Below are 21531 nucleotides of genomic sequence, written 5' to 3'. Positions count from 1 at the left end.
CGGGGACGGAGCTCAGGCGTCCCGGTGCCCGCGCGCCACGAGCCGGGCCGCCTCGTCCACCGGCAGGGGCCGCTGCTCGCCCGGGGCCGCCGGACGGGCGAGCCGGGTGCGGTCCTGGTCCACGGCCGGGGGCGGGCCCCCCGCGGAACGGGCGACGAGCGCCGCGGCCAGGCCCTGCGCGGCCGCGGCCCGGGCGGGTCCGGGAGCCGGGGGCTGCCGGTCGGGACCGGCGCCGTCCGTGTCCTCCGGCGCGGCCGGGCCGGGCGGGGCGGCCTCCGGGTCCGGCTCGCCGACCGCGTGCGATCCCCCGGCCGCGGCGGGCTCCGCCGGCGGCGTCGCGGGACCGGGGGAACCCTCGAGCTCCTCGTCGCCGTCCGCCGGCGCCACCGAGGGCACGACCGAGCGCAGGCGGGCGAGGCTCACCGTGCCGTGGCGCACCAGCAGCGGCGTCTCCCCCGTGCAGTCCACGATGGTGGAGGACACCGGGACCGCGCCCGCCGTCCCCCCGGCGGGCCTCGGGCCGCCGTCCAGGTACAGCTCCACGGCGTCGCCGAGCATGTCCACCGCGGCCTGCGCCGTCGACGCGGCGGGGTGGCCGGTGCGATTGGCCGAGGACACCGCCAGCGGTCCGCTCTCGATGAGCAGCGCCTGGGCCAGCTCGTCGTCGGGCACCCGCAGGGCCACGGTCCCGTGGGTCTCCCCGAGGTCCCAGCCGAGGGACGGGTGGGCGTGCAGGATGAGGGTCAGCCCGCCGGGCCAGAAGGCCTGGGCGAGCGCGCGGGCGTCGTCGGAGACCTCGTCCGCCAGCCCGTCGAGCACGCCGGCGTGGGCGATGAGCACGGGCGGGGGCATGGCCCGCGACCGGCCCTTGGCGGCGAGCAGGGTCGCCACGCCCCGGGCGGAGAAGGCGTCGGCCCCGATCCCGTAGACGGTGTCGGTGGGCAGGACCACGCACGCGTCGGCCGCGAGGGCACGCGCGGCGTGCTTGAGCCCGGCGGTGCGCTGGGCGATGCTGGTGCAGTCGTAGACGGTGTGGTTCACGGCGTCCATTCTCCCATCCCGGTGGTGCGTGCGCGGCCGCCGCGGGGCGTGCGCCCGGCCGTGGCCCGGTCCCGGCCCGTGAGGTCCCGGTGGCCCACGACGTCCTCGAGACCGGCGGCCCGGAACGCGTGCGCCACGGCGGCGGCCTGCACCTCGGCGTGCTCCATGACGAAGAACCCCCCGGGGCGCAGCAGCCGTACGGCCGAGGCCAGGGCCGCCCGGGGCAGCTCGAGACCGTCCTTCCCGCCCCCGTACAGGGCGAGGTCCGGGTCGTGCTCCCGGGCCTCCGGCTCGCGCGGGACCGCGTCCGCCGGGATGTAGGGCGGATTCGACACGACCACGTCGCAGCGTCCCTCGAGCTCGGGGAACGCCGTGCGCAGGTCGCCGCGGACCAGCTCCGCGCGCGTCCCCCGCAGGTTCTGCGCCGCCCAGGCGTGGGCGGTCCCGGACAGCTCCACGGCGTGCACCCGCGCCTGCGGCACCTCGTGGGCCACCGAGGCGGCGATCGCCCCCGAGCCCGTGCCCAGGTCCACCACGTGCGGGCGGTGCACGCCCGCGGCGAGCTGGTCGCGCAGCTCGTCCACAACGGTCTGCACCACGGTCTCCGTCTCGGGCCGGGGCACGAACACCCCTGGTCCCACGGCCAGCGTCAGGTAGCGGAAGTGCGCGACGCCGGTGAGGTGCTGCAGCGGGACCCGGCGGGCGCGCTCGGCGACCAGCTCGGCGTAGCCCTCGGGCTCGTCCGCGCCGATGACGGCCCGCGCCTCGACCTCGCCGCGGGTCAGGCCCGTGAGGTGGGCGGCGAGCAGCAGGGCGTCCGTGCGCGCGGAGTCGATCCCGGCCTCGGCGAGCACCTGCTCCGCCCAGCGCACCGCCTGTCCCAGCGACCTGGTCATCCCGGGGCCCCGCTCAGCCGTCCTGCTGGCCGATGGCCTCGAGCCGGGCCTGCTCGTCCATCTCGATGGCCGAGCGCACGACCGGCTCCAGGTCCCCGGCCATGACGTGGTCGAGGTTGTAGGCCTTGTAGCCCGTGCGGTGGTCGTTGATCCGGTTCTCGGGGAAGTTGTAGGTGCGGATCCGCTCGGAGCGGTCCATCGTCCGCACCTGGGAGCGGCGCTGTGCGGCGTTCTCCGCGTCGATCTGCTCCTGCTGGTGGGCGAGGATGCGGGCGCGCAGCACCCGCATCGCGGCCTCCCGGTTCTGCAACTGCGACTTCTCGTTCTGCATGGCCACCACGATGCCCGTGGGCAGGTGGGTGATCCGGACCGCGGAGTCGGTGGTGTTCACGGACTGCCCGCCCGGGCCCGAGGAGCGGTAGACGTCGATCTTCAGGTCGTTCTGGCTGATCTCGACCTCCTCGGGCTCGTCGACCTCCGGGAAGACGAGCACCGCCGCGGCGGAGGTGTGGATCCGGCCCTGCGACTCGGTGACGGGCACGCGCTGCACCCGGTGCACCCCGCCCTCGTACTTCAGCCGTGCCCACACGCCCTCGGCGGGGTCCGTGGCGTTCGACTTGATCGCGACCTGCACGTCCTTGTAGCCGCCCAGGTCGGAGTCGTTGGTCGAGATGAACTCGGTCTTCCAGCCCCGGGCCTCCGCGTACTTCAGGTACATGCGCAGCAGGTCCCCCGCGAAGAGCGCGGACTCGTCCCCGCCCTCCCCGGCCTTGACCTCCAGGATCACGTTGCGCCCGTCGTCGGGGTCGCGCGGGACGAGCAGCCGGCGCAGCTTCTCGCGCCCCGCCGCGAGCTGCTCCTCGAGCCCCGGGATCTCCTCGGCGAACTCGGGCTCCTCGGCGGCGAGCTCGCGCGCCGCGCCCAGGTCCTCCTCGAGGCGCTGGACCCGGCGGTGGGCCTCCACGATGCCGTTGAGCTCGGCGTAGCGGCGCCCCAGGCGGCGGGCCTTGCCCTGCTCCGCGTGCACCGCGGGATCGGCGAGCTGCCGCTGCAGCTCGGCGTGCTCGTCGAGCAGGGACTGGATCGGATCCGGCATGGGACGCTCCTTCATCGGGCGGCGGGGAGGACGGCGGTCGTTCCGGGCGCGGACGGCACCCGGGCACGACGACGCCGCCGCGGCCCGTCCGGGGGTCCGGAGCGGGCCGCGGCGGCTGCGCGGGTGCTAGCGGTCGCTCTCGGCGCGGGCCGACAGCGTGGTCTTCTGCACCTGGAGCAGGAACTCGGTGTTGGACTGGGTGTCCCGCAGCTTGTTCGTGAGCAGCTCGAGGGCCTGCTGCTGGTCGAGCCCGGAGAGGACCCGGCGCAGCTTCCACATGATCTTGATCTCGTCCGGGGACAGGAGGTTCTCCTCGCGCCGGGTGCCCGAGGAGTTGACGTCCACGGCCGGGTAGATCCGCTTGTCCGCGAGCGAGCGGGACAGGCGCAGCTCCATGTTGCCGGTGCCCTTGAACTCCTCGAAGATGACCTCGTCCATCTTGGAGCCGGTCTCCACGAGCGCGGTCGCCAGGATCGTCAGCGAGCCGCCGTTCTCGATGTTGCGGGCCGCGCCGAAGAACTTCTTCGGCGGGTACAGCGCCGCGGAGTCCACGCCGCCCGAGAGGATGCGGCCGGACGCGGGCGCCGAGAGGTTGTAGGCGCGGCCCAGGCGGGTCATGGAGTCCAGGAGGACCACCACGTCCATGCCCATCTCCACGAGCCGCTTGGCCCGCTCGATCGCGAGCTCGGCGACCGTGGTGTGGTCGTCCGCCGGGCGGTCGAAGGTCGAGGCGATCACCTCGCCCTTGACCGTGCGCTGCATGTCCGTGACCTCCTCGGGGCGCTCGTCGACGAGCACCATCATGAGGTGGACCTCGGGGTTGTTCGTGGTGATCGCGTTGGCGATCGCCTGCAGCATGAGCGTCTTGCCGGCCTTCGGCGGGGAGACGATCAGGCCGCGCTGGCCCTTGCCGATGGGGGCCACGAGGTCGACGACGCGGGGCCCGATCTTCTTGGGCTCCGTCTCGAGGCGCAGCCGCTCCTGCGGGTACAGCGGGATCAGCTTCCCGAAGTCCACGCGGTCCTTGTTCTCCTCGGTCTTCTTGCCGTTGACCGTGGTCAGCTGGACCAGCGCGTTGAACTTCTGCCGGGTGTTGTTCTGCTGCTCGCCCTCGCGGGGGGCGCGGATGGCGCCGACCACGGCGTCGCCCTTGCGCAGGTTGTGCTTCTTGACCTGGGCCAGGCTGACGTAGACGTCGTTGGGGCCGGGCAGGTAGCCGGAGGTGCGCACGAACGCGTAGTTGTCGAGCACGTCCAGGATGCCGGCGACGGGCAGCAGGACGTCGTCCTCGGTGAACTCCGTGTCGTCGACCTCGGGGCCGGAGCTGCGCCCGCGGCGGTTGCGGCGCTCGTTGCGCTCGGCGCGGTCGTTGCGGTCGCTGCGGTCGCGGTCACGGTCGTTGCGGTTGCGGTTGCGGCGGCTGCGGCGGCTGCCGCCCTCGCCGTCCTGGCCGCGGTTGTCCTGGCCCCGGTTGTCCGGGCGGTTGTCCTGGCCCCGGTTGTCCTGGCGGTTGTCCTGGCCGCGGTTGTCCTGGGACTTGCCGTCCTGGGACTTGCCGCCCTCGGCGCGGTTCTCCCGCTTGCCGCGGCCGTCGCCCTTGTCCTGGCCGCGGTTGTCCTGGCCGCCCTTGTCCTGGCCGCGGTTGTCCTGGCCGCGGTTCTGGTTGCGGCCGCGGTCCTGCTTCGACTGGTCGTCGTCGCGGCCCTCGGCGGAGCCCCGCCCGTCCTCGGACCTCTGCCCGGCGTCCTGGCCGCCCTGGTTCTGGCCGCCCTGCTCCTGGCCGCCGGCCTGGCCGTTGTCGTCGCGGTTGCGGTTCCGGCGGCTGCGGCCACGGCCGCGGCCGCCCTCGCTGCCGGAGGTCTCGTCGGCGGACGCCGCCGGGCGCTCGGCCGGCTGCTGCCCGGCATCCTGCTGACCGGTGCTCTGCTGCGGGGAGTCCTGCTGCTCGGTGCCCTGCTGCGCGGAGCCCTGCGGCTCAGCGCCCTGCCGGCCGGTGTCCTGCTGATCGGTGGACACCACGCCCGTGCTCGTGGCGCGGCGGGAGCGGGAGCGCCGCTGCGGCGGGGCCCCGTCCGCGCCCTGCGCGGCGGAGTCGCCGCCGGTGCGCTCGGCGGCCGGGGCGCCGCCCTGGTCGGCACCGCTCTCGGCGGTCTTCTCGACCGTCTGGGCGATCTTCTCCTCGACGGCCCGGTCCCGGTCGGCCACGGCTCCGCCGCGCTGGTGGGCGGCGATCGCGTCGACCAGCAGGCTCTTGCGCATCCGGCGGGCGCCGGTGATCCCCAGCTGGGAGGCGAGCGCCTGGAGCTGGGCCAGCTTGAGCGCGGACAGGCCCGCGTTCCGGGGATCGGTGGTGGTGGTCTCTTCCGTACCCGTGGAAAGGTCGGTGGTCTCGGTCACGAAGTGTCCTTCTCCCTCGGTGGGGGGCCCATGGATCTCAGAGTCCTGGACCGTGGATGGTTCCCGGCGGGCCGCGACGGCGGGCCGCCTGCGGCGGGGCGCACTTCAGGGCGCGGCAGCCTGGGCGAACAAGGTGGTGCCCGCAGGATCGTGGTGCGCCCCGGCCCGTGTCGGTGCGGACCGGTGCGCCGACGGCATCGGAGAGGCCGGTGCCGGCGGGGGATCACCGGAGGATCTGAGGTGGTGGAGCCGAGGACCTCGGCGCATCGGACCGGGGCGGAGCCCCTCATGATGCCCGCTGTCCTCACCGCGCTGGGCGCGGTTTCCTACCCCTGGATCTGCTGCGGGTGCCTCTCCAGCGTAGCACCCCGGCCGTCGACCCGCAGACGGAGGACACGCCAGGAGACCGGTCCGGTGCCGGCCCCGGGGCCCACGAGCTCCTCCAGCGCCTGCTCCGTCTCCCGCGCCTGGTCCTGGCCGGCGGCCAGGACCAGGACGGTGGGACCGGCCCCGGAGATCATGGCCGGGAGCCCGCGCTCGCGCAGCGCGCCCATCAGCCGGGCGCTCGGGGGCATGGCCGAGGCCCGGTACGGCTGGTGGAGCCGGTCCTCCGTGGCGGGCAGCAGCAGCTCCGGGCGCCGGGTCAGGGCCTCGACGAGCAGGGCCGTGCGCCCGGCGTTGACCGCGGCGTCGTGGTGCGGGACGGTCGCGGGCAGCAGGGAGCGGGCCAGACGGGTGGGCACCTCGAAGTCGGGCACCGCCACCACCGGCACCACGTCCTCGTGCACGGTCACGGGGGCGCTGCGGTAGCCGTCCGTGCCGGTCCAGGAGATCACCAGGCCCCCGTAGAGGGAGGGGGCCACGTTGTCCGGGTGACCTTCCATGGCGGCGGCGACCTGGAGCAGGCGCAGGTCGTCGAGCACGCGCCCCGCGGGCAGCAGCGCGTTCGCGGCGAGCACGCCGGCCACCACGGCCGAGGCGCTCGAGCCCATGCCGCGGCCGTGCGGGATCCGGTTGGTCGCCTCGAGCCGCAGTCCCGGCAGGTCCTCGACGCCTGCGGCGCGGAAGGCGGCCCGCATGGCGCGGACCACGAGGTGCTCCGCGGACCGGGGCACGGACGCGGAGCCCTCGCCGTGGAGCTCGAACTCCAGTCCCCCGCCGGTCACGGTCACGGCCAGGTCGTCGTAGTGGCCCAGCGCCAGGCCCAAGCTGTCGTAGCCGGGGCCCACGTTGCCCGTGGAGCCGGGCACGCTCACGGAGACCCGCTGGCCGATCTCGAACATCCGGGACTACTCCAGGCCCAGCGCGGCGGCCACGGCCACCACGTCGAAGGGCACGCGCTTCGGCTCGACGAGCGAGGGGTCCTCCCGCTCGGCGGCCTTGATCGCCCACTGCGGGTCCTTCAGCCCGTGGCCGGTCACGGTGATGACGATCGTCCTCCCCGCCGGGACCTCCCCCGCGGCGTGCTTATGCAGCACGCCGGCGACGCCCGCGGCGGAGCCGGGCTCCACGAACACGCCCTCGCGGGCCGAGAGCCACCGGTGCGCGGTCAGGATCTCGTCGTCCGAGACGGAGCCGATCAGCCCGCCGGACTCGTCGCGGGCGGCGATCGCCGAGTCCCAGGACGCGGGGTTGCCGATCCGGATGGCGGTGGCGATCGTCTCGGGCTCCGTGACGGGGTGGCCGAGCACCAGCGGCGCCGCCCCCTCGGCCTGGAAGCCCCACATGACGGGAAGCCTCGTGGAGACGGCGGGCAGCCGTCCGGCGGCCGGGGAGTCGTACGGCTGGGCGTACTCCTGGTAGCCCTTCCAGTACGCGGTGATGTTGCCGGCGTTGCCGACCGGCAGCACGTGCAGGTCCGGGGCGTCGCCGAGGGTGTCGACGACCTCGAAGGCCCCGGTCTTCTGGCCCTCGATCCGGTAGGGGTTCACGGAGTTCACGAGGAACACCGGGTAGGACTCGGAGAGCTTGCGGGCGACCTCGAGGCAGTTGTCGAAGTTGCCGTCCACCTGGATGATGTCCGCGCCGTGCGCCACGGCCTGCGAGAGCTTGCCCATCGCGATCCGCCCCTCCGGCACGAGCACCGCGCACGTGAGCCCGGCCTGCTGGGCGTAGGCCGCGGCGGAGGCGGAGGTGTTGCCCGTCGAGGCGCACACGACGGCCTCGGCGCCCTCCTCCTTGGCCTTCGTGATGGCCATCGTCATGCCCCGGTCCTTGAACGAACCGGTCGGGTTCATGCCCTCGAACTTCAGCCAGACGGTGCTGCCGGTGAGCTCCGACAGGGCGCGCGCCCGGATCAGCGGCGTGCCGCCCTCCCCCATCGTGATGACCTCGGTGGACCCGGAGACCGGCAGCCGGTCCCGGTACTCGTTGATGACGCCCTGCCAGACGTGTGCCATGTGCTGGATCTCTTCCTGTGGACTCGGTGGTGCGGGGGGGGGTGCTCGTGCGGTGCTCCGGGCACGGGGCGGCGGATCGTCCGGCCGCCGTGCGCGGTGCCGCCCGGTGACCGGGCGGCACCGCGGCGAGGGCTCAGTCGGCGTGCTCCACGCGGATCACACCGGCGACCTCCTCGACGAACGGCAGCTCCCGCAGCGCGTCGACGGTGGCGACGAGGTCCTTGTTGGCGCCGCGGTGGGTGACGAGCCGGATCTCCGAGAGCCGGGGGTCGCCGTGCGGGTGGTCCTTCTGCTGCATGGTGAAGATCGACACCCCGTGGTCGGCGAAGACCTGGGCGATCCGCGCCAGCACGCCCAGCCGGTCCTGGACCGTGAGGGTGATCGAGAAGCTGGTCCGGACGTCGTCCATGGACGCCGCGGGCAGCTGGGCGTGGGGGTCCGCGCCCTGGGCGGGGCCGCCGAGCACGAGCCGGCGCGCGGCCGAGACGAAGTCGCCGAGCACGGCCGAGGCGGTGGCGGCGCCGCCGGCGCCCGCGCCGTAGAACATCAGGGAGCCGGCGTTCGCGGCCTCGACGAACACGGCGTTGTAGGCGCCGTGCACGCCCGCCAGGGGGTGCTCGCGCGGGATCATGGTCGGGGTGACCCGCAGGTTCACCCCGTCGGCGCAGCGCTCGCAGACCGCCAGCAGCTTGATCACGTAGCCGGCCTCGCGGGCCGCGGCGACGTCGGCGGCGGTGACCCCGGTGATGCCCCGGCAGTACACGTCGTCGATGGTGAACGTGGAGTGGAAGGCGAGGGACGCGAGGATCGCGGCCTTCGCCGCGGCGTCGTGGCCCTCCACGTCGGCCGTGGGGTCCGCCTCGGCGTAGCCCAGGCGCTGGGCCTCGGCGAGGGCGTCGTCGAACTGCGCGCCCGTCGTGTCCATCTGGTCGAGGATGTAGTTCGTGGTGCCGTTCATGATGCCCAGCACGCGGTCCACCCGGTCCCCCGCGAGGGAGTCCTGCATGGGGCGCACGATCGGGATCGCACCGGCCACGGCGGCCTCGTAGGACAGGGGCACCCCGGCGGCGTCGGCCGCGTCCTGGAGCTGGCGCCCGTGCCGGGCGATGAGGGCCTTGTTGCCCGAGATCACCGGCTTGCCCGCGTGCAGGGCCCGCAGGATGCGGCTGCGGGCCGGCTCGATGCCGCCGGTCAGCTCGATGACCACGTCCGCGGCGTCCACGAGGGCCTCGGCGTCGGTCGTGAGCAGCTCCTCGGGCAGCTCCACGGTCCGCCGGGCGGTGAGGTCCCGCACGGCGATGCCGACGAGCTCCACGGGCGCTCCCACCCGGGCGGCGAACTCGGCGCCGTGGTCGAGCAGGGTCCGGGCCACCTCGGCGCCGACGTTGCCGGCGCCGAGCAGGGCGACCTTCACGGTCGAAGGCGGGCGGGTGGTGTCAGGGGTCGTGGCGTCCATCAGGCTCCCAGGTCGCGGGCGAACAGGTCTTCTTCGGTCTCGCCGCGCACGATGAGCCGCGCGCGCGGCGGCTCCCCGGCGGCGCGCACGGCGACGACCGGCGGGCGGGCGATCCAGTTGTAGTTGCTGGACAGGGCCCAGCAGTAGGCGCCGGTGGCGGGCACGGCCAGGATGTCCCCGGGGGCGAGGTCGGCGGGCAGGTAGACGTCCCGGACCACGATGTCCCCGGACTCGCAGTGCTTGCCCACCACCCGGGAGAGCACGGGGGCGCCCTCGGCGCGGCGGTTCGCGAGCACGGCGGTGTAGTCGGCCCCGTAGAGCACGGGCCGGGCGTTGTCGCTCATCCCGCCGTCCACGGAGACGTACCGGCGCGGCGCGCCGGACTCCGCCGTGACGGTCTTGAGGGTGCCCACCGTGTACAGGGTGCACGCGGCGGGGCCGGAGATCGCCCGGCCGGGCTCGAAGGACAGGTGCGGGACGGCCAGGTGCAGCGACCGGGCCGCGGCGTCCACCCGCTCCGCCAGGGCCTCGGCGATCTCGCGGGCCGGGCGGGGGGTGTCGGCCTCGGTGTAGGCGATGCCGTAGCCGCCCCCGAGGTCGAGCTCCGGCAGCGTCAGGCCGAAGCGCTCGTCGGCGTCGGCCATGAAGGCGAGCACGCGCTCGGCCGCCGTCCCGAAGCCGTCCGCGTCGAAGATCTGGGAGCCGATGTGGCAGTGGATCCCGCGCAGGTCCAGCTCCGGCTCCAGCACGCACGCCGCGACCGCCTGCATCGCGGGGCTGTCCCCGCCGCCGTCGGGCGCGGCCAGGGACAGCCCGAACTTCTGGTCCTCGTGGGCGGTGGCGATGAACTCGTGCGTGGACGCGTGCACGCCGGGGGTGACGCGGATCAGCACGGGGGCGACGACGCCGAGCGTGCGCGCCAGGTGGGCCACGAGCTCGATCTCGGCCAGGGAGTCCACCACGATCCGGCCCAGGCCGTGGTCGAGGGCGCGGGTGATCTCGGCGGCGGACTTGTTGTTGCCGTGCAGGGCGATCCGGGCGGGCTCCATGCCGCCGCGCAGGGCGACGGCCAGCTCCCCGCCCGAGGCGGTGTCCACGTTGAGGCCCTCCTCGCGCAGCCAGCGCACCACCTCGGTGGTCAGGAACGACTTGCCGGCGTAGTACACGGAGACCTCGGCGCCGATCCGGGCGAACGCCTCGGTGAAGGCGGAGCGGAACTCGCGGGCGCGGGCCCGGAAGGTGTCCTCCGAGTAGACGTAGGAGGGGGTGCCGTAGCGCTCGGCGAGCTCCGTGACGGGGATCCCCGAGACGGCCAGCACGCCGTCCCCGCCGCGGCGGAACGCCTCGGGCCAGATGGCGGGGTCGAGCGCGTCCAGGTCGCCGGGCACGCCCAGCCAGGCGGGGGCGAGCGGGGAGGCCCCCGTGCGGGTGGTGGGGTCCGCGGTCATGCGATCACATCCTCTCCGGGGCGGACACGCCGAGCACGCCCAGGCCGTTGGCGAGGACCTGCCGTGCGGCGTCGTTGAGCCACAGCCGGGTGCGGTGCAGGTCCGTGACCTCGTCATCGCCCTGCGGCGCCACCCGGCACGCGTCGTACCAGCGGTGGTAGGTGCCGGCCAGGACCTCGAGGTGGCGCGCCACGCGGTGCGGCTCGCGGAACTCGGCGGCCTGGGCGAGCACGGACGGGTACTGGCCGAGGGCGGCCAGCAGCTCGCCCTCCAGCGGGTGGTCGAGCAGCGACGCGTCGAAGACGGCCCCGCCCTTCCCGTCCGTGCGGGCCACGCCCGCCGCCGCGGCGTTGCGGCCCACGGCGCACGTGCGGGCGTGGGCGTACTGGACGTAGAAGACCGGGTTCTCGTTGGAGCGCCGGGTCAGCAGGCCCAGGTCGATGTCGATGTTGGAGTCCACGGAGAAGCGCGTCAGGGAGTACCGGGCGGCGTCCACGCCGACGGCCTCGACCAGGTCCTCCATGGTCACCACGTTCCCGGCGCGCTTGGACATCCGCACGGGGACGCCGTCCTTCACGAGGTTCACCATCTGCCCGATGAGCACCTCGACCCGCTCCGGGGCGTCCCCCAGCGCCGCGGCGGCCGCCTTGAGCCGGGCCACGTAGCCGTGGTGGTCGGCCCCGAGCATGTAGATGCACAGGTCCGCGCCCCGGTCCCGCTTGTCCTTGAAGTAGGCGATGTCCCCGGCGATGTAGGCCGCCTGGCCGTCCGACTTGATGACCACGCGGTCCTTGTCGTCGCCGTAGGCGCTCGAGCGCAGCCACCAGGCGCCCTCGGCGAAGTACAGGGCGCCGGAGGTCTTGAGCTGCTCGAGCAGCGTCTCCACGGCGCCGTTGTCGAACAGGGACTGCTCGTGGAAGTACACGTCGAAGTCCACGCCGAAGTCGTGCAGCGAGGACTTGATCTCGGCGAACATCAGCTCGACGCCCGCCGCGCGGAACGCCTCCTGCGGGTCCCCGGACTCGAGGACGCCGGGGTTCTCGGCGACGATGCGCCCGGCGATGTCGGTGATGTACTCCCCGCCGTAGCCGTCCTCGGGGGCGGGCTCGCCCTGCGCGCGGGCCAGCAGGGAGCGGGCGAAGCGGTCGATCTGGGCGCCGGCGTCGTTGAAGTAGTACTCCCGCACCACGTCGGCGCCCTGCGCCTCGAGCACGCGGGCCAGGGAGTCCCCGACGGCCGCCCACCGGGTGCCCCCCAGGTGCACCGGGCCGGTCGGGTTCGCCGAGACGAACTCCAGGTTCACGGACGTCCCGGCCAGCGCCCGGGTCCGGCCGAAGTCCTCGCCCTGCTCCACCACGGTCCGGGCGATCTCCCCGGCGGCCGCGGCGTCCAGGGTGATGTTCAGGAAGCCCGGGCCGGCCACGTCGACGGCGGCCACGCCCGCGGTGGCCTGCAGCCGGTCGCGGACCACGGCGGCGACGTCCCGCGGGGGCCGCCCCACCGACTTGGCCAGCTGCATGGCGATGTTGGTCGCCCAGTCCCCGTGCTCCCGGTTCTTCGGCCGCTCGATCCGCACCTCCGGCAGCGGGGCGCCGTCGGCGAGGGCGAGGTCGCCCCGGGCCACGGCGTCCTGCAGGCATGCGGATACGGCGAGAGAAAGTTGTTCTGGAGTCACCGGACCAGTGTAACCAGGTGCCGTGGAGCGACCGTGCCGGGGTGGTCCTCGAGCACTGCGGAAACCTGCTAGTATCGTCGAGGTTCATCGCTGAGGCGGTGAGAGGCCCGCGTAGCTCAGGGGATAGAGCGTCTGCCTCCGGAGCAGAAGGCCGTAGGTTCGAATCCTACCGCGGGCACCGTTGTCGAAGGCCCCGGACCGTCAGGTCCGGGGCCTTCGTCGTCCCCTCCCGCGCCGCGCCGTCGGGCGCCCGGGCGGGCGTCCCCGCGGCGCGGTGGCGGCGGCTCAGTCCTCGTCGTCGCGGGGCGGCCGCCGGTGCTGCGGGTCGTAGGGCAGGACCGGCCCGTCGCCGAACTGCTCGTCGAGCAGCCGGTCCTCCGGGCTGGGGGCCTCCCCGGCCGAGCGGCGCCAGTTGAAGCCGGCGATCGCCAGCGCTCCCCCGCCGATCAGGGTCACGGCCCCCACGGCGGTGACCGCCACCGCCCGCCCGCTCAGGCCCTCGGACTCCCCCGCCGAGACCCGCGCGAGGTGGTGGATGGCCTCCGGCACGGTGAACGTGGAGAGGAACAGGGCCACCACGCCCACGGCCAGCAACCACCCCCCGGTGCGCCGGCGGCGGGGGTGCTGCGGGTCGGGGGTCTGGCTCACGGCGGTGCTCTCCTGGCTGCTGGTCGGGACCGGGCGGACGGCCCGGACGCGCGCGACGGGGCGGGCCGCACCGGCCCGCCCCGTCGCCGTCCGTGCCGGTCGGGGACCGTCGTCGGGCTGCGGCGGCCGGTCAGGAACCGTCCTCGGTCTTGACGCTCTCGAACAGCGTAGCGTCGTCGAACGCCTCCTGGCCCGCCCCCGGCTGCAGCCGGCGGAACTGCTCGAGCAGGCCGGGCACGGTCATCGACTGCTTCTGCGCGGCGTCGAGCTCGAAGAGGATCCGGCCCTCGTGCATCATGATGAGCCGGTTGCCCAGGCGCAGGGCCTGGTCCATGTTGTGCGTGACCATCACGGTGGTGAGGTTCTGCTCGGCCACGATCTCCGCGGTGAGCCGGGACACGAGGTCCGCGCGCTGCGGGTCGAGGGCGGCCGTGTGCTCGTCGAGGAGCAGGATGCGCGGCTCGGAGAACGTCGCCATGAGCAGGGACAGGGCCTGCCGCTGGCCGCCGGAGAGCAGGCCCACCTTGGCGCCCAGCCGGTTCTCCAGGCCCAGCTCGAGGCTCGCCAGCTTGTCGCGGAAGAGCTGGCGGCGGGCGTTCGTGAGCCCCGGGGCGAGCCCCCGGGACTTCCCCCGCTGGTAGGCGATCGCCATGTTCTGCTCGACCGTCATGGTGGGCGAGGAGCCCTTCATGGGGTCCTGGAACACGCGGGACAGGTACCGGGCGCGCTTGTGCTCGGGCAGCCGGGTGACGTCGGTGTCGTCGACCCGCACCGTGCCCGTGTCCGGGATCAGGCTCCCCGAGATGGCGTTGAGGATCGTCGACTTGCCGGCGCCGTTGGAGCCGATGACGGTCAGGAAGTCCCCCTCCTGCAGGGTCAGCGAGACGCCGGCGAGCGCCCGCCGCTCGTTGACGGTGCCGGCGAAGAACGTCTTGTGGACGTTGTCGATGGTGAGCACGGCTCAGGCACCTGCCTTCGTGGTCGCGGGGGTGTCGGTGAGGTCGTCGACGAGGCGTGCCGCCTCGCTCGCCTGGTGCCGTTCCCTCCGGCGCCTGAAGAACTGCAGCTGGGGCACCACGAGCGCCGCCACCACGAGGACCGCGGAGATCAGCTTCATGTCGGACGGGTTGAGCCCGGCCTGGAGGGCCACGGTGATGACGAGCCGGTAGACGACCGAGCCGAGGACCACGGCCAGGGTCGCGATCACCACCGTGCGCGAGCCGAAGAGCCCCTGGCCGAGGATCACGGAGGCGAGCCCGACGACGATCAGGCCGATGCCCATGCCGATGTCGGCGAAGCCCTGGTACTGAGCCACCAGGGACCCCGCGAGGCCCACGAGCCCGTTGGACAGGCACAGGCCCAGCATCTTCTGGTGGTCCGTGTTGACGCCGAAGGAGCGGATCATCTCGGGGTTGTCACCGGTGGCCTGCATCGCGAGGCCGGCGTCCGTGTAGAGGAACCAGTCGAGGAGGACCTTGACCACGGCGACCCCGAGCAGGAACAGGGCGATGCCGATCCACGTCCCCTGCACGCCCAGCTCGGCGAGCGGGGTGAAGATCGTGTCCTCCCGCAGCAGGGACAGGTTCGCCCGCCCGTCCATGACGCGCAGGTTGATGGAGTAGAGCGCGGTCATGGTGAGGATGCCCGCGAGCAGGCCGTTGATGTGGGCCTTGGTGTGGAGCAGGCCCGTGATCAGCCCGGCGAGGGCGCCGGTCACGAAACCCGCGGCGGTGGCGAGCCAGGGGCTGCCGCCGCCGAGGATGATCATCGCCGTGGTGGCGGCGCCCGTGGTGAAGGACTGGTCGACCGTCAGGTCGGGGAAGTCGAGCACCCGGAACGTGAGGTACACGCCCAGCGCCATGACCGCGTAGAGCAGTCCGAGTTCGATACCGGCTATCACTTCTGCTGGATCCGTTCTGGTTGGTGGGAGACGGGGGCCGGCCCGCCGATCGGGCGGGCCCGGCCCCGTCGGGGTCGGTGGGGGCCGGGCGGGCCGGCGTCCGGGGTCCCCGGACGCCGGCCCGCGGCGGCCGCCCGGGACTTACTCGATGACCTGGTCGGCGGAGTCCCGCAGCTCCTGGGGGACCTCCACGCCCATCCGCTCGGCGGCCTTGAGGTTGATGATCAGCTCCGTCTCCTCCTGGGACTCGACGGGCATGGACGCGGGGTCCGCGCCCTCGGCGAGGATCCGCACGGCCATCTCACCGGTCTGCCGGCCGAGCTTCTCGTAGTCGATGCCCTGGGTGATGAGGGCGCCGCGCTCCACGGAGTCGCCCTCTCCGGCGATCAGGGGGATCTGCTTGGACTCGGCGGCGGCGATCACGGCCTCGAGGCCGGAGACCACCTTGTTGTCGGTGGGCACGTAGATGGCGTCCGTGTCGAAGGACTCGGCGGCCTGGGCCACTTCGGAGGTGTTGGTGACCGCCTTCTCGACGACCTCCAGCCCCTCCTCGGCGGCGGCCTCCTTGGCCATGTCCACCTGGACCTGGGAGTTGGTCTCCCCGGAGCTGTAGATGATCCCCACGGACTGCGCGTCCGGGTCGAGCTGCTTGATCAGCGCGATCTGCTCCGCGACCGGGTTCATGTCGGTGGTGCCCGTGACGTTGCCGCCGGGGTTCTCGAGCGAGTCGACCAGGCCGGCCTCGACCGGATCGGTCACGGCCGTGAAGAGCACCGGGCGGTCGGTGACGGCCTGGGCCACGCCCTGGGCGGACGGCGTGGCGATGGCCAGGACGAGGTCCGCGTCCGAGGACGCCATGTGGGAGGCGATGCTGGTCGAGGTGCCCTGGTCGCCCGAGGCGTTCTGCAGGTCGATGGTGAGGTTCTCGCCCTCCGTGTAGCCGCCCTCCTCGAGCGCGGCGACGAAGCCCTCCCGCGCGGCGTCGAGCGAGGGGTGCTCCACGAACTGGCTGATCCCGACGGTGGCCTCCTCGACCGCCTCGCCGCCTCCGGCGCCGCCGGCACCCTCGGTGTCGGAGCCGCCGCAGGCCGTGAGCAGCAGGGCGGTGGAGGCGAGGGCCGCCGTCATCGGGAACAGTCGCTTCATGGTGGGTCCTTTCGAGAAAGTGTGGTGTCAGCGATATTACCTTCCGTTCGTTCACAAAATGAGAGGCAGCTCACAAGTGGTGACGGAACGGCTCCGCCGGCGTGTCGCAGGTGCCCGATCGTCCACCGCGGCCGGGCCTGCCGCGGCCCGTGTCCCCGGTAGGATCGGGGGGTCATGTCAGCATCCCTGAGCAGCCCCTCCACCATCGTCTATCCCGAGAACCTCCCGGTCTCCGCGCGCCGCGCGGACATCATGGACGCGATCTCCGCGCACCAGGTGGTCGTGATCGCCGGCGAGACCGGTTCCGGCAAGACCACCCAGATCCCCAAGATGTGCCTCGAGCTCGGCCTCGGCGAGCGCGGGCTGATCGGGCACACGCAGCCGCGGCGGATCGCCGCGCGCTCGGTCGCGGAGCGCATCGCCGCGGAGCTCGGCGAGAAGATCGGCGGCACGGTCGGCTACCAGGTGCGCTTCACCTCCGAGGTGGGGGCCGACTCGCGGGTCAAGCTGATGACCGACGGCATCCTGCTCGCCGAGATCCAGCACGACCACCTGCTGCAGAAGTACTCGGCGATCATCATCGACGAGGCCCACGAGCGGTCCCTGAACATCGACTTCCTGCTGGGCTACCTCCGGCGGATCCTGCCACGGCGCCCGGACCTCAAGGTGGTCATCACCTCGGCCACGATCGACCCGGAGCGCTTCGCCCGGCACTTCGCGCCGGAGCCGGCCGCCGGCGCCGAGCCCGAGCCGGCGCCGGTGATCGAGGTCTCGGGCCGCACGTACCCCGTGGAGATCCGCTGGCGCCCGCTCGCCCAGCCGCGCTCGGGGGACGGCGGCCCGGACGCCGAGGACGCGGGGGACGGGCTCGAGGACGAGGACCGGGACCCGATCGACGCGGTGTGCGACGCCGTCGAGGAGCTCGCCGCCGAGCCGCCCGGGGACATCCTGATCTTCTTCGCCGGCGAGCGCGAGATCCGCGACGCCCAGGAGGCGCTGCAGGCCACCTTGAAGCGGGTCCGGGGACTGGCCGACGCCGAGATCCTGCCCCTGTTCGGCCGGCTGTCCATGGCGGAGCAGCACCGGGTGTTCGCGCCGTCGGGCCGCCGCAGGATCGTGCTCGCCACGAACGTGGCCGAGACGTCGCTGACCGTCCCCGGCATCAAGTACGTGATCGACCCCGGCACGGCCCGCATCTCGCGGTACTCGGCCCGCACGAAGGTCCAGCGCCTCCCGATCGAGCGCGTCTCCCAGGCCTCCGCGAACCAGCGCGCGGGCCGCTGCGGGCGCGTCTCGGACGGCATCTGCATCAGGCTCTACTCGGAGGAGGACTACCTCTCCCGCCCGGAGTTCACCGACCCGGAGATCCTGCGCACGTCCCTGGCGGCCGTGATCCTGCAGATGACCTCGGTGGGGGTCGTGAAGGAGCCCGGGGACATCGAGCGCTTCCCGTTCGTGGAACCGCCGGAGTCCCGGGCCGTCAAGGACGGGGTGGCCCTGCTCCGGGAGCTCGGCGCGCTCCGGGAGCCGGGGGCCGCGCCCGAGCGCGGACGGCGGGACGGGGACGGCCCGCTGACCCCGGTGGGCCGGCAGCTGGCGCAGCTGCCCGTGGACCCGCGGCTGGGCCGGATGATCGTGGAGGCGGACCGGCGGGGCTGCGCCCGGGAGGTCATGGTCCTCGCGGCGGCCCTGACCGTGCAGGACCCCCGCGAGCGCCCCCTCGAGCAGCGCCAGCGGGCGGACGAGCTGCACAGGAGGTTCTTCGACGAGAACTCGGACTTCACCAGCTGGCTGCTGCTGTGGCGCTACGTCCAGGAGCAGCAGGAGGAGCTCTCGTCCACCCGCTTCCGGAAGCTGTGCCGGCAGGAGCACCTGAACTTCCTGCGGATCCGGGAGTGGCAGGACCTCTACGCGCAGCTGCGCCAGATGGGCCAGCAGGTCGGGATCCGGGTCGGGAAGGGCCGCGAGGTGGACCCCTCCGGGAAGGAGCGGGAGATCCACGTGTCCCTGCTGGCGGGGCTGCTGAGCCACATCGGGCTCAAGGACGAGCGCAAGCGCGAGTACCAGGGCGCCCGCGGCTCCCGGTTCGCCGTGTTCCCGGGGTCGAACCTGTTCAAGAAGTCCCCGGACTGGATCATGTCCGCGGAGCTCGTGGAGACCTCCCGGCTGTGGGCCCGGGTCAACGCCGCCGTCGACCCGCTGTGGGCCGAGGAGCTGGCCCCGCACCTGGTCAAGCGCAGCGTCTCGGAGCCGCACTGGTCGCGGGCGCAGGGCTCCGTGATGGCCTACGAGAAGGTCACGCTGTACGGCGTGCCCCTCGTGGCCCAGCGCCGGATCAACTTCTGGCGGGTGGACCCCGCCCTGGCCCGGGAGCTGTTCCTGCGCCACGCCCTCGTGGAGGGGGACTGGCAGACCCGGCACCGGTTCTTCGCGCGCAACCGCAAGCGCCTGGCCGAGGTCGAGGAGCTGGAGAACCGGCTGCGCCGCAAGGACCTGCGGGTCGACGACGAGACGCTGTTCGCGTTCTACGACGCGCGGGTCCCGGAGTCCGTGGTCTCCGCACGGCACTTCGACGCCTGGTGGAAGAAGGCCCGGCAGCAGGACGAGCACCTCCTGGACCTGGATCCCGAGGACCTGATCGACGAGGAGGCCGGCGGCTACGACGAGTCCCGGTACCCGCGCCAGTGGGTCCGGAGCACCCGCGAGGGCGAGCTCGTGCTGGACCTCGCCTACGCGTTCGCCCCGGGCACCGACCGGACCGACGGCGTGACCGTGCGCGTGCCCGTCCTGTTCCTCCACCAGCTGGACCCCGAGCAGTTCCGGTGGCAGATCCCCGGCCTGCGCACCGAGCTCGTCACGGCGCTCATCCGGTCCCTGCCGAAGGCGGTGCGCCGCAACTTCGTGCCCGCCCCGGACGTGGCCCGGCAGGCGGTGGCGATGCTCGAGGCGGACTTCGACCCGGCCTCCGACCCCCTGGAGCCGTCCCTGGAGCTGGTGCTGCGCCGGCTCAAGGGCCACGTGGTCCCGCCGGGGTCCTGGAACTGGGACGCCGTCCCCGCCCACCTGCGGATGCGCTTCCAGGTGCGGGACCGCCGCAACCGGGTGCTGGGCGAGGGCGAGGACCTCGAGGCGCTCCGGGCGGAGCTGCACGAGGAGATCCGCTCCGCGCTGGCCGAGTCCCTCGGCGCGGTGCCCGCCGCCCCCGGAGGGCAGCGGGCCGCGGGGCCCGACCGGGTCGCTCCGCGCTCCCCCGCCCCCCGGCCCCCGGCGGCGGACCCGGCGCCCGCGGCGCTCGAACGCTCCGGGCTGACCCGCTGGCCGGAGGAGGACCTGCCCCGCAGCGTCGAGACCACGGTGGCGGGCCAGCGGATCACCGGGTGGCCTGCGCTCGTCCCCGAGCGTCCCCGGGGCACGGCGGGACGGGCCGCGGGCGGGGAGGCCACGGTCGCGGTGCGCATCCTCCCCTCGGCCGCCGAGCAGCGCAGCGCCCAGCGGCGGGGCGTGATCACACTGCTGCAGCTGCGCGTGCCCTCCCCCGAGCGCTACGTGCTGGAGCACCTCAACAACCGGGAGAAGCTGGTCTTCACGCAGAACCCGCACGGGTCGGTGGCCGAGCTCATCGCGGACTGCACGGTCGCGGCCATCGACAGGCTCACCCCCGCCGACCCCCCGTTCACCCGTGCCGCGTTCGACGCCCTGCACGAGCACGTGCGGGCGGAGCTCATCGACACCGTCTTCCAGGTCACCGCGATCGTGGAGCAGGTGCTCTCGGGCGCTGCCCGGATCCGCCGGCAGCTCAAGCGCTCCTCCTCGCTCGCCGCGGTCAACTCGCTCAACGACGTGAAGGCGCAGCTCGAGCACCTGGTGCACCCGGGGTTCGTGGCCGCCACCGGCTACGAGCAGCTCCAGCACCTGCCCCGCTACGTGCGGGCGATGGAGGTGCGGCTCGAGAAGCTCACCGGTCACCTGCAGCGGGACACCGTGCACCTGCTGGCCGTGCAGAAGCTCGAGGACGACTACGACGCCGCGCTGGACTCCCTGCCGCCGCACGCGCCGGTCCCGGAGGAGCTGCGCCGGGTCGCCTGGATGATCGAGGAGCTGCGGGTCTCCCTGTTCGCCCAGGAGCTGGGCACCGCCCACACCGTCTCGGAGAAGCGGATCCGCAAGGCCCTCAAGGACGCCCTCGACAGCGCGCGGGCCTGACCCGCGGGACGGGGCGCCGGGCCGCGGGTCAGGCTTGCGGGACGCAGGAGCCGTGCCCGGCCTCGACCAGGGCGGCCCGGATCCGCTCGGCGGCCTCGTCCATCCAGGCGGGGTCCGGGTCGCGGAGCACGTTGGCGAACTGGAACTGCTCGACCGTCTCCGCCGGCCAGACGTGCACGTGGGTGTGCGGGACCTCGAAGCCCTGGATCATCTGGCCCACGCGCGCCGGCCGCCACACGGTGTCGATGGCCCGGCCGATCCGCTGGGAGACCACCATCAGGTGGGCCGCCAGGTCCTCGGGCAGGTCGACCCAGTGGTCGTGCTCCTCGCGCGGGACCACCAGCGTGTGGCCCTGCGCGAGCGGGTCGATCGACAGGAAGCCGACGCAGCGCTCGTCCTGCCAGACGAAGCGGCCGGGGATCTCCCCCTCGATGATCTTCGTGAAGACGGTGCTCACAGGTGCTCCCTCTCGGTGGTCGGTCGGATCCCGGTGGTGGGTCGGATCCCGGTGCGGGGCCGCGCGCGGCGGCGCCCCGGCTACAGGGCCACGCGCTCGCCGGTGGCCAGGTGACGGTACTCGACACCGTACTTCGCGGCGAACGTGCGCAGCTGCCCCTCGATCACGCCGAAGCCGTGCTCGGAGAGCAGGCCGTCGTGGATCTGGAAGACCCGCTCGGGGCGGGCGGAGACCACGAAGTCGATGACCTCCGACAGCTTGTTCCAGGGCGCGTGGATCGGGGCCAGCAGCACCGGGGCGGTGAGCCCGTGCGGGACCACGAGCGAGTCGCCCGGGTGGTAGACGGTCTCGTCCACCAGGTAGCCGATGTTGTCCACGGTCCGGATGAGGGGGTGGATCATCGCGTGCTGGCCGCCGAACGTCCGCACGGTGAAGCCCCCGAGCTCGAGCACGCTCTCCGGCTCGGCGTCGTGGATCTCGTGGCCCTCCCCCAGGGCCTCCCGCAGCCCCGCGGCGACCGGGGCCGGGGCGTGCACCCGGGTCCGCGGGTGGGCCCGGAGGTGCGCGTGCACCGGCTCGGGGTCGAGGTGGTCGGGGTGCACGTGCGTGATCAGCAGCTCGTCGGCCCCCTCGAGGGCCTCGGCCAGCTCCTCCCGCCCGGAGAACGAGCCGGGGTCGAGGACCAGCACCCGGCCCTCCTTCTCGAGCCGCACGCACGAGTGGGTGTACTTGATCAGGTCCATGGGCCCACCCTATCCCCGGCCCCGCC

General features: G+C 73.6%; 16 protein-coding genes and 1 tRNA gene. 2 read left to right on the top strand and 15 right to left on the bottom strand.

Features of this window, described 5'->3' with window-relative positions; genetic code table 11:
• Positions 1 to 12: 12 nt before the first annotated feature.
• The 9 genes from QYM41_RS03385 to argS form a co-directional block, all read right to left on the bottom strand.
• Positions 13 to 1041, bottom strand: coding sequence for an L-threonylcarbamoyladenylate synthase (locus QYM41_RS03385; protein ID WP_368798323.1), 1029 nt, complete (start codon positions 1039 to 1041; stop codon positions 13 to 15).
• The gene (gene prmC / locus QYM41_RS03380) at positions 1038 to 1937 is read right to left on the bottom strand and encodes a peptide chain release factor N(5)-glutamine methyltransferase (RefSeq protein WP_368798322.1); all 900 of its coding nucleotides are present in this window, start codon (positions 1935 to 1937) and stop codon (positions 1038 to 1040) included. Before prmC ends, QYM41_RS03385 begins: the two co-directional genes overlap by 4 nt.
• A gap of 13 nt (positions 1938 to 1950) precedes the next feature.
• Positions 1951 to 3033 (bottom strand): peptide chain release factor 1, encoded by a 1083-nt coding sequence (prfA, locus tag QYM41_RS03375; protein ID WP_368798321.1) that lies wholly within the window; start codon positions 3031 to 3033, stop codon positions 1951 to 1953.
• A gap of 126 nt (positions 3034 to 3159) precedes the next feature.
• Positions 3160 to 5430, bottom strand: a complete 2271-nt coding sequence (rho, locus tag QYM41_RS03370) for a transcription termination factor Rho (protein ID WP_368798320.1) — start codon at positions 5428 to 5430, stop codon at positions 3160 to 3162.
• Between the two features lie 326 nt (positions 5431 to 5756).
• A complete protein-coding gene (gene thrB, locus QYM41_RS03365; RefSeq protein ID WP_368798319.1) occupies positions 5757 to 6713 on the bottom strand; it encodes a homoserine kinase in 957 nt (318 codons plus the stop codon).
• 6 nt (positions 6714 to 6719) lie between these two features.
• Positions 6720 to 7829: a threonine synthase gene (gene thrC / locus QYM41_RS03360; protein WP_368798318.1), complete on the bottom strand. Its 1110-nt coding sequence runs from the start codon at positions 7827 to 7829 to the stop codon at positions 6720 to 6722.
• Positions 7830 to 7962: 133 nt separating this feature from the next.
• Positions 7963 to 9285 (bottom strand): homoserine dehydrogenase, encoded by a 1323-nt coding sequence (locus QYM41_RS03355; RefSeq protein WP_368798317.1) that lies wholly within the window; start codon positions 9283 to 9285, stop codon positions 7963 to 7965.
• Complete coding sequence (lysA, locus tag QYM41_RS03350) at positions 9285 to 10733, bottom strand: diaminopimelate decarboxylase (RefSeq protein ID WP_368798316.1); 1449 nt, start codon at positions 10731 to 10733, stop codon at positions 9285 to 9287. Before lysA ends, QYM41_RS03355 begins: the two co-directional genes overlap by 1 nt.
• Before the next feature lie 4 nt (positions 10734 to 10737).
• Positions 10738 to 12408: an arginine--tRNA ligase gene (argS, locus tag QYM41_RS03345; RefSeq protein ID WP_368798315.1), complete on the bottom strand. Its 1671-nt coding sequence runs from the start codon at positions 12406 to 12408 to the stop codon at positions 10738 to 10740.
• Positions 12409 to 12513: 105 nt separating this feature from the next.
• On the opposite strand from argS, the gene QYM41_RS03340 reads away from it, so the two are divergent.
• A tRNA-Arg gene (locus QYM41_RS03340) sits at positions 12514 to 12586 on the top strand.
• 107 nt (positions 12587 to 12693) lie between these two features.
• On the opposite strand, the gene QYM41_RS03335 is transcribed toward QYM41_RS03340, so the two are convergent.
• The 4 genes from QYM41_RS03335 to QYM41_RS03320 form a co-directional block, all read right to left on the bottom strand.
• Complete coding sequence (locus tag QYM41_RS03335) at positions 12694 to 13056, bottom strand: hypothetical protein (RefSeq protein ID WP_368798314.1); 363 nt, start codon at positions 13054 to 13056, stop codon at positions 12694 to 12696.
• 130 nt (positions 13057 to 13186) lie between these two features.
• Entirely contained in the window at positions 13187 to 14014 is an 828-nt protein-coding gene (locus QYM41_RS03330) for an ABC transporter ATP-binding protein (protein WP_368798313.1), read from the bottom strand.
• Positions 14015 to 14017: 3 nt separating this feature from the next.
• Positions 14018 to 14956 carry an ABC transporter permease gene (locus QYM41_RS03325; protein WP_368798312.1) on the bottom strand — a complete coding sequence of 313 codons (939 nt, stop codon included), beginning with the start codon at positions 14954 to 14956 and terminating at the stop codon, positions 14018 to 14020.
• Positions 14957 to 15097: 141 nt separating this feature from the next.
• Complete coding sequence (locus QYM41_RS03320) at positions 15098 to 16102, bottom strand: ABC transporter substrate-binding protein (RefSeq protein ID WP_368798311.1); 1005 nt, start codon at positions 16100 to 16102, stop codon at positions 15098 to 15100.
• A gap of 174 nt (positions 16103 to 16276) precedes the next feature.
• Between QYM41_RS03320 and hrpA the strand changes: the two genes are divergently transcribed.
• Positions 16277 to 20305, top strand: coding sequence for an ATP-dependent RNA helicase HrpA (hrpA, locus tag QYM41_RS03315; RefSeq protein WP_368798310.1), 4029 nt, complete (start codon positions 16277 to 16279; stop codon positions 20303 to 20305).
• A gap of 28 nt (positions 20306 to 20333) precedes the next feature.
• Here hrpA and QYM41_RS03310 read toward each other — a convergent pair whose 3' ends face one another.
• Both QYM41_RS03310 and QYM41_RS03305 read right to left on the bottom strand, forming a co-directional pair.
• Entirely contained in the window at positions 20334 to 20762 is a 429-nt protein-coding gene (locus tag QYM41_RS03310) for an HIT family protein (protein WP_368798309.1), read from the bottom strand.
• An 80-nt stretch (positions 20763 to 20842) separates the two neighbouring features.
• Positions 20843 to 21505 (bottom strand): MBL fold metallo-hydrolase, encoded by a 663-nt coding sequence (locus QYM41_RS03305; RefSeq protein WP_368798308.1) that lies wholly within the window; start codon positions 21503 to 21505, stop codon positions 20843 to 20845.
• Between the last annotated feature and the right edge of the window lie 26 nt (positions 21506 to 21531).

Source organism: Kocuria oxytropis, assembly GCF_040981195.1.
Taxonomy (GTDB): domain Bacteria; phylum Actinomycetota; class Actinomycetes; order Actinomycetales; family Micrococcaceae; genus Kocuria; species Kocuria oxytropis.
Note: the sequence above shows the minus strand (reverse complement) of the source record. Positions and strands in the feature narration are given on the sequence as shown.

What these genes read in the sequence shown, in the direction of transcription:
- prmC (WP_368798322.1), bottom strand. Translation starts at nt 1,937, where the DNA reads ATGACCAGGTCGCTGGGACAGGCGGTGCGCTGGGCGGAGCAGGTGCTC.
- hrpA (WP_368798310.1), top strand. Translation starts at nt 16,277, where the DNA reads ATGTCAGCATCCCTGAGCAGCCCCTCCACCATCGTCTATCCCGAGAAC.
- prfA (WP_368798321.1), bottom strand. Translation starts at nt 3,033, where the DNA reads ATGCCGGATCCGATCCAGTCCCTGCTCGACGAGCACGCCGAGCTGCAG.
- thrB (WP_368798319.1), bottom strand. Translation starts at nt 6,713, where the DNA reads ATGTTCGAGATCGGCCAGCGGGTCTCCGTGAGCGTGCCCGGCTCCACG.
- QYM41_RS03305 (WP_368798308.1), bottom strand. Translation starts at nt 21,505, where the DNA reads ATGGACCTGATCAAGTACACCCACTCGTGCGTGCGGCTCGAGAAGGAG.
- QYM41_RS03355 (WP_368798317.1), bottom strand. Translation starts at nt 9,285, where the DNA reads ATGGACGCCACGACCCCTGACACCACCCGCCCGCCTTCGACCGTGAAG.
- thrC (WP_368798318.1), bottom strand. Translation starts at nt 7,829, where the DNA reads ATGGCACACGTCTGGCAGGGCGTCATCAACGAGTACCGGGACCGGCTG.
- lysA (WP_368798316.1), bottom strand. Translation starts at nt 10,733, where the DNA reads ATGACCGCGGACCCCACCACCCGCACGGGGGCCTCCCCGCTCGCCCCC.
- QYM41_RS03320 (WP_368798311.1), bottom strand. Translation starts at nt 16,102, where the DNA reads ATGAAGCGACTGTTCCCGATGACGGCGGCCCTCGCCTCCACCGCCCTG.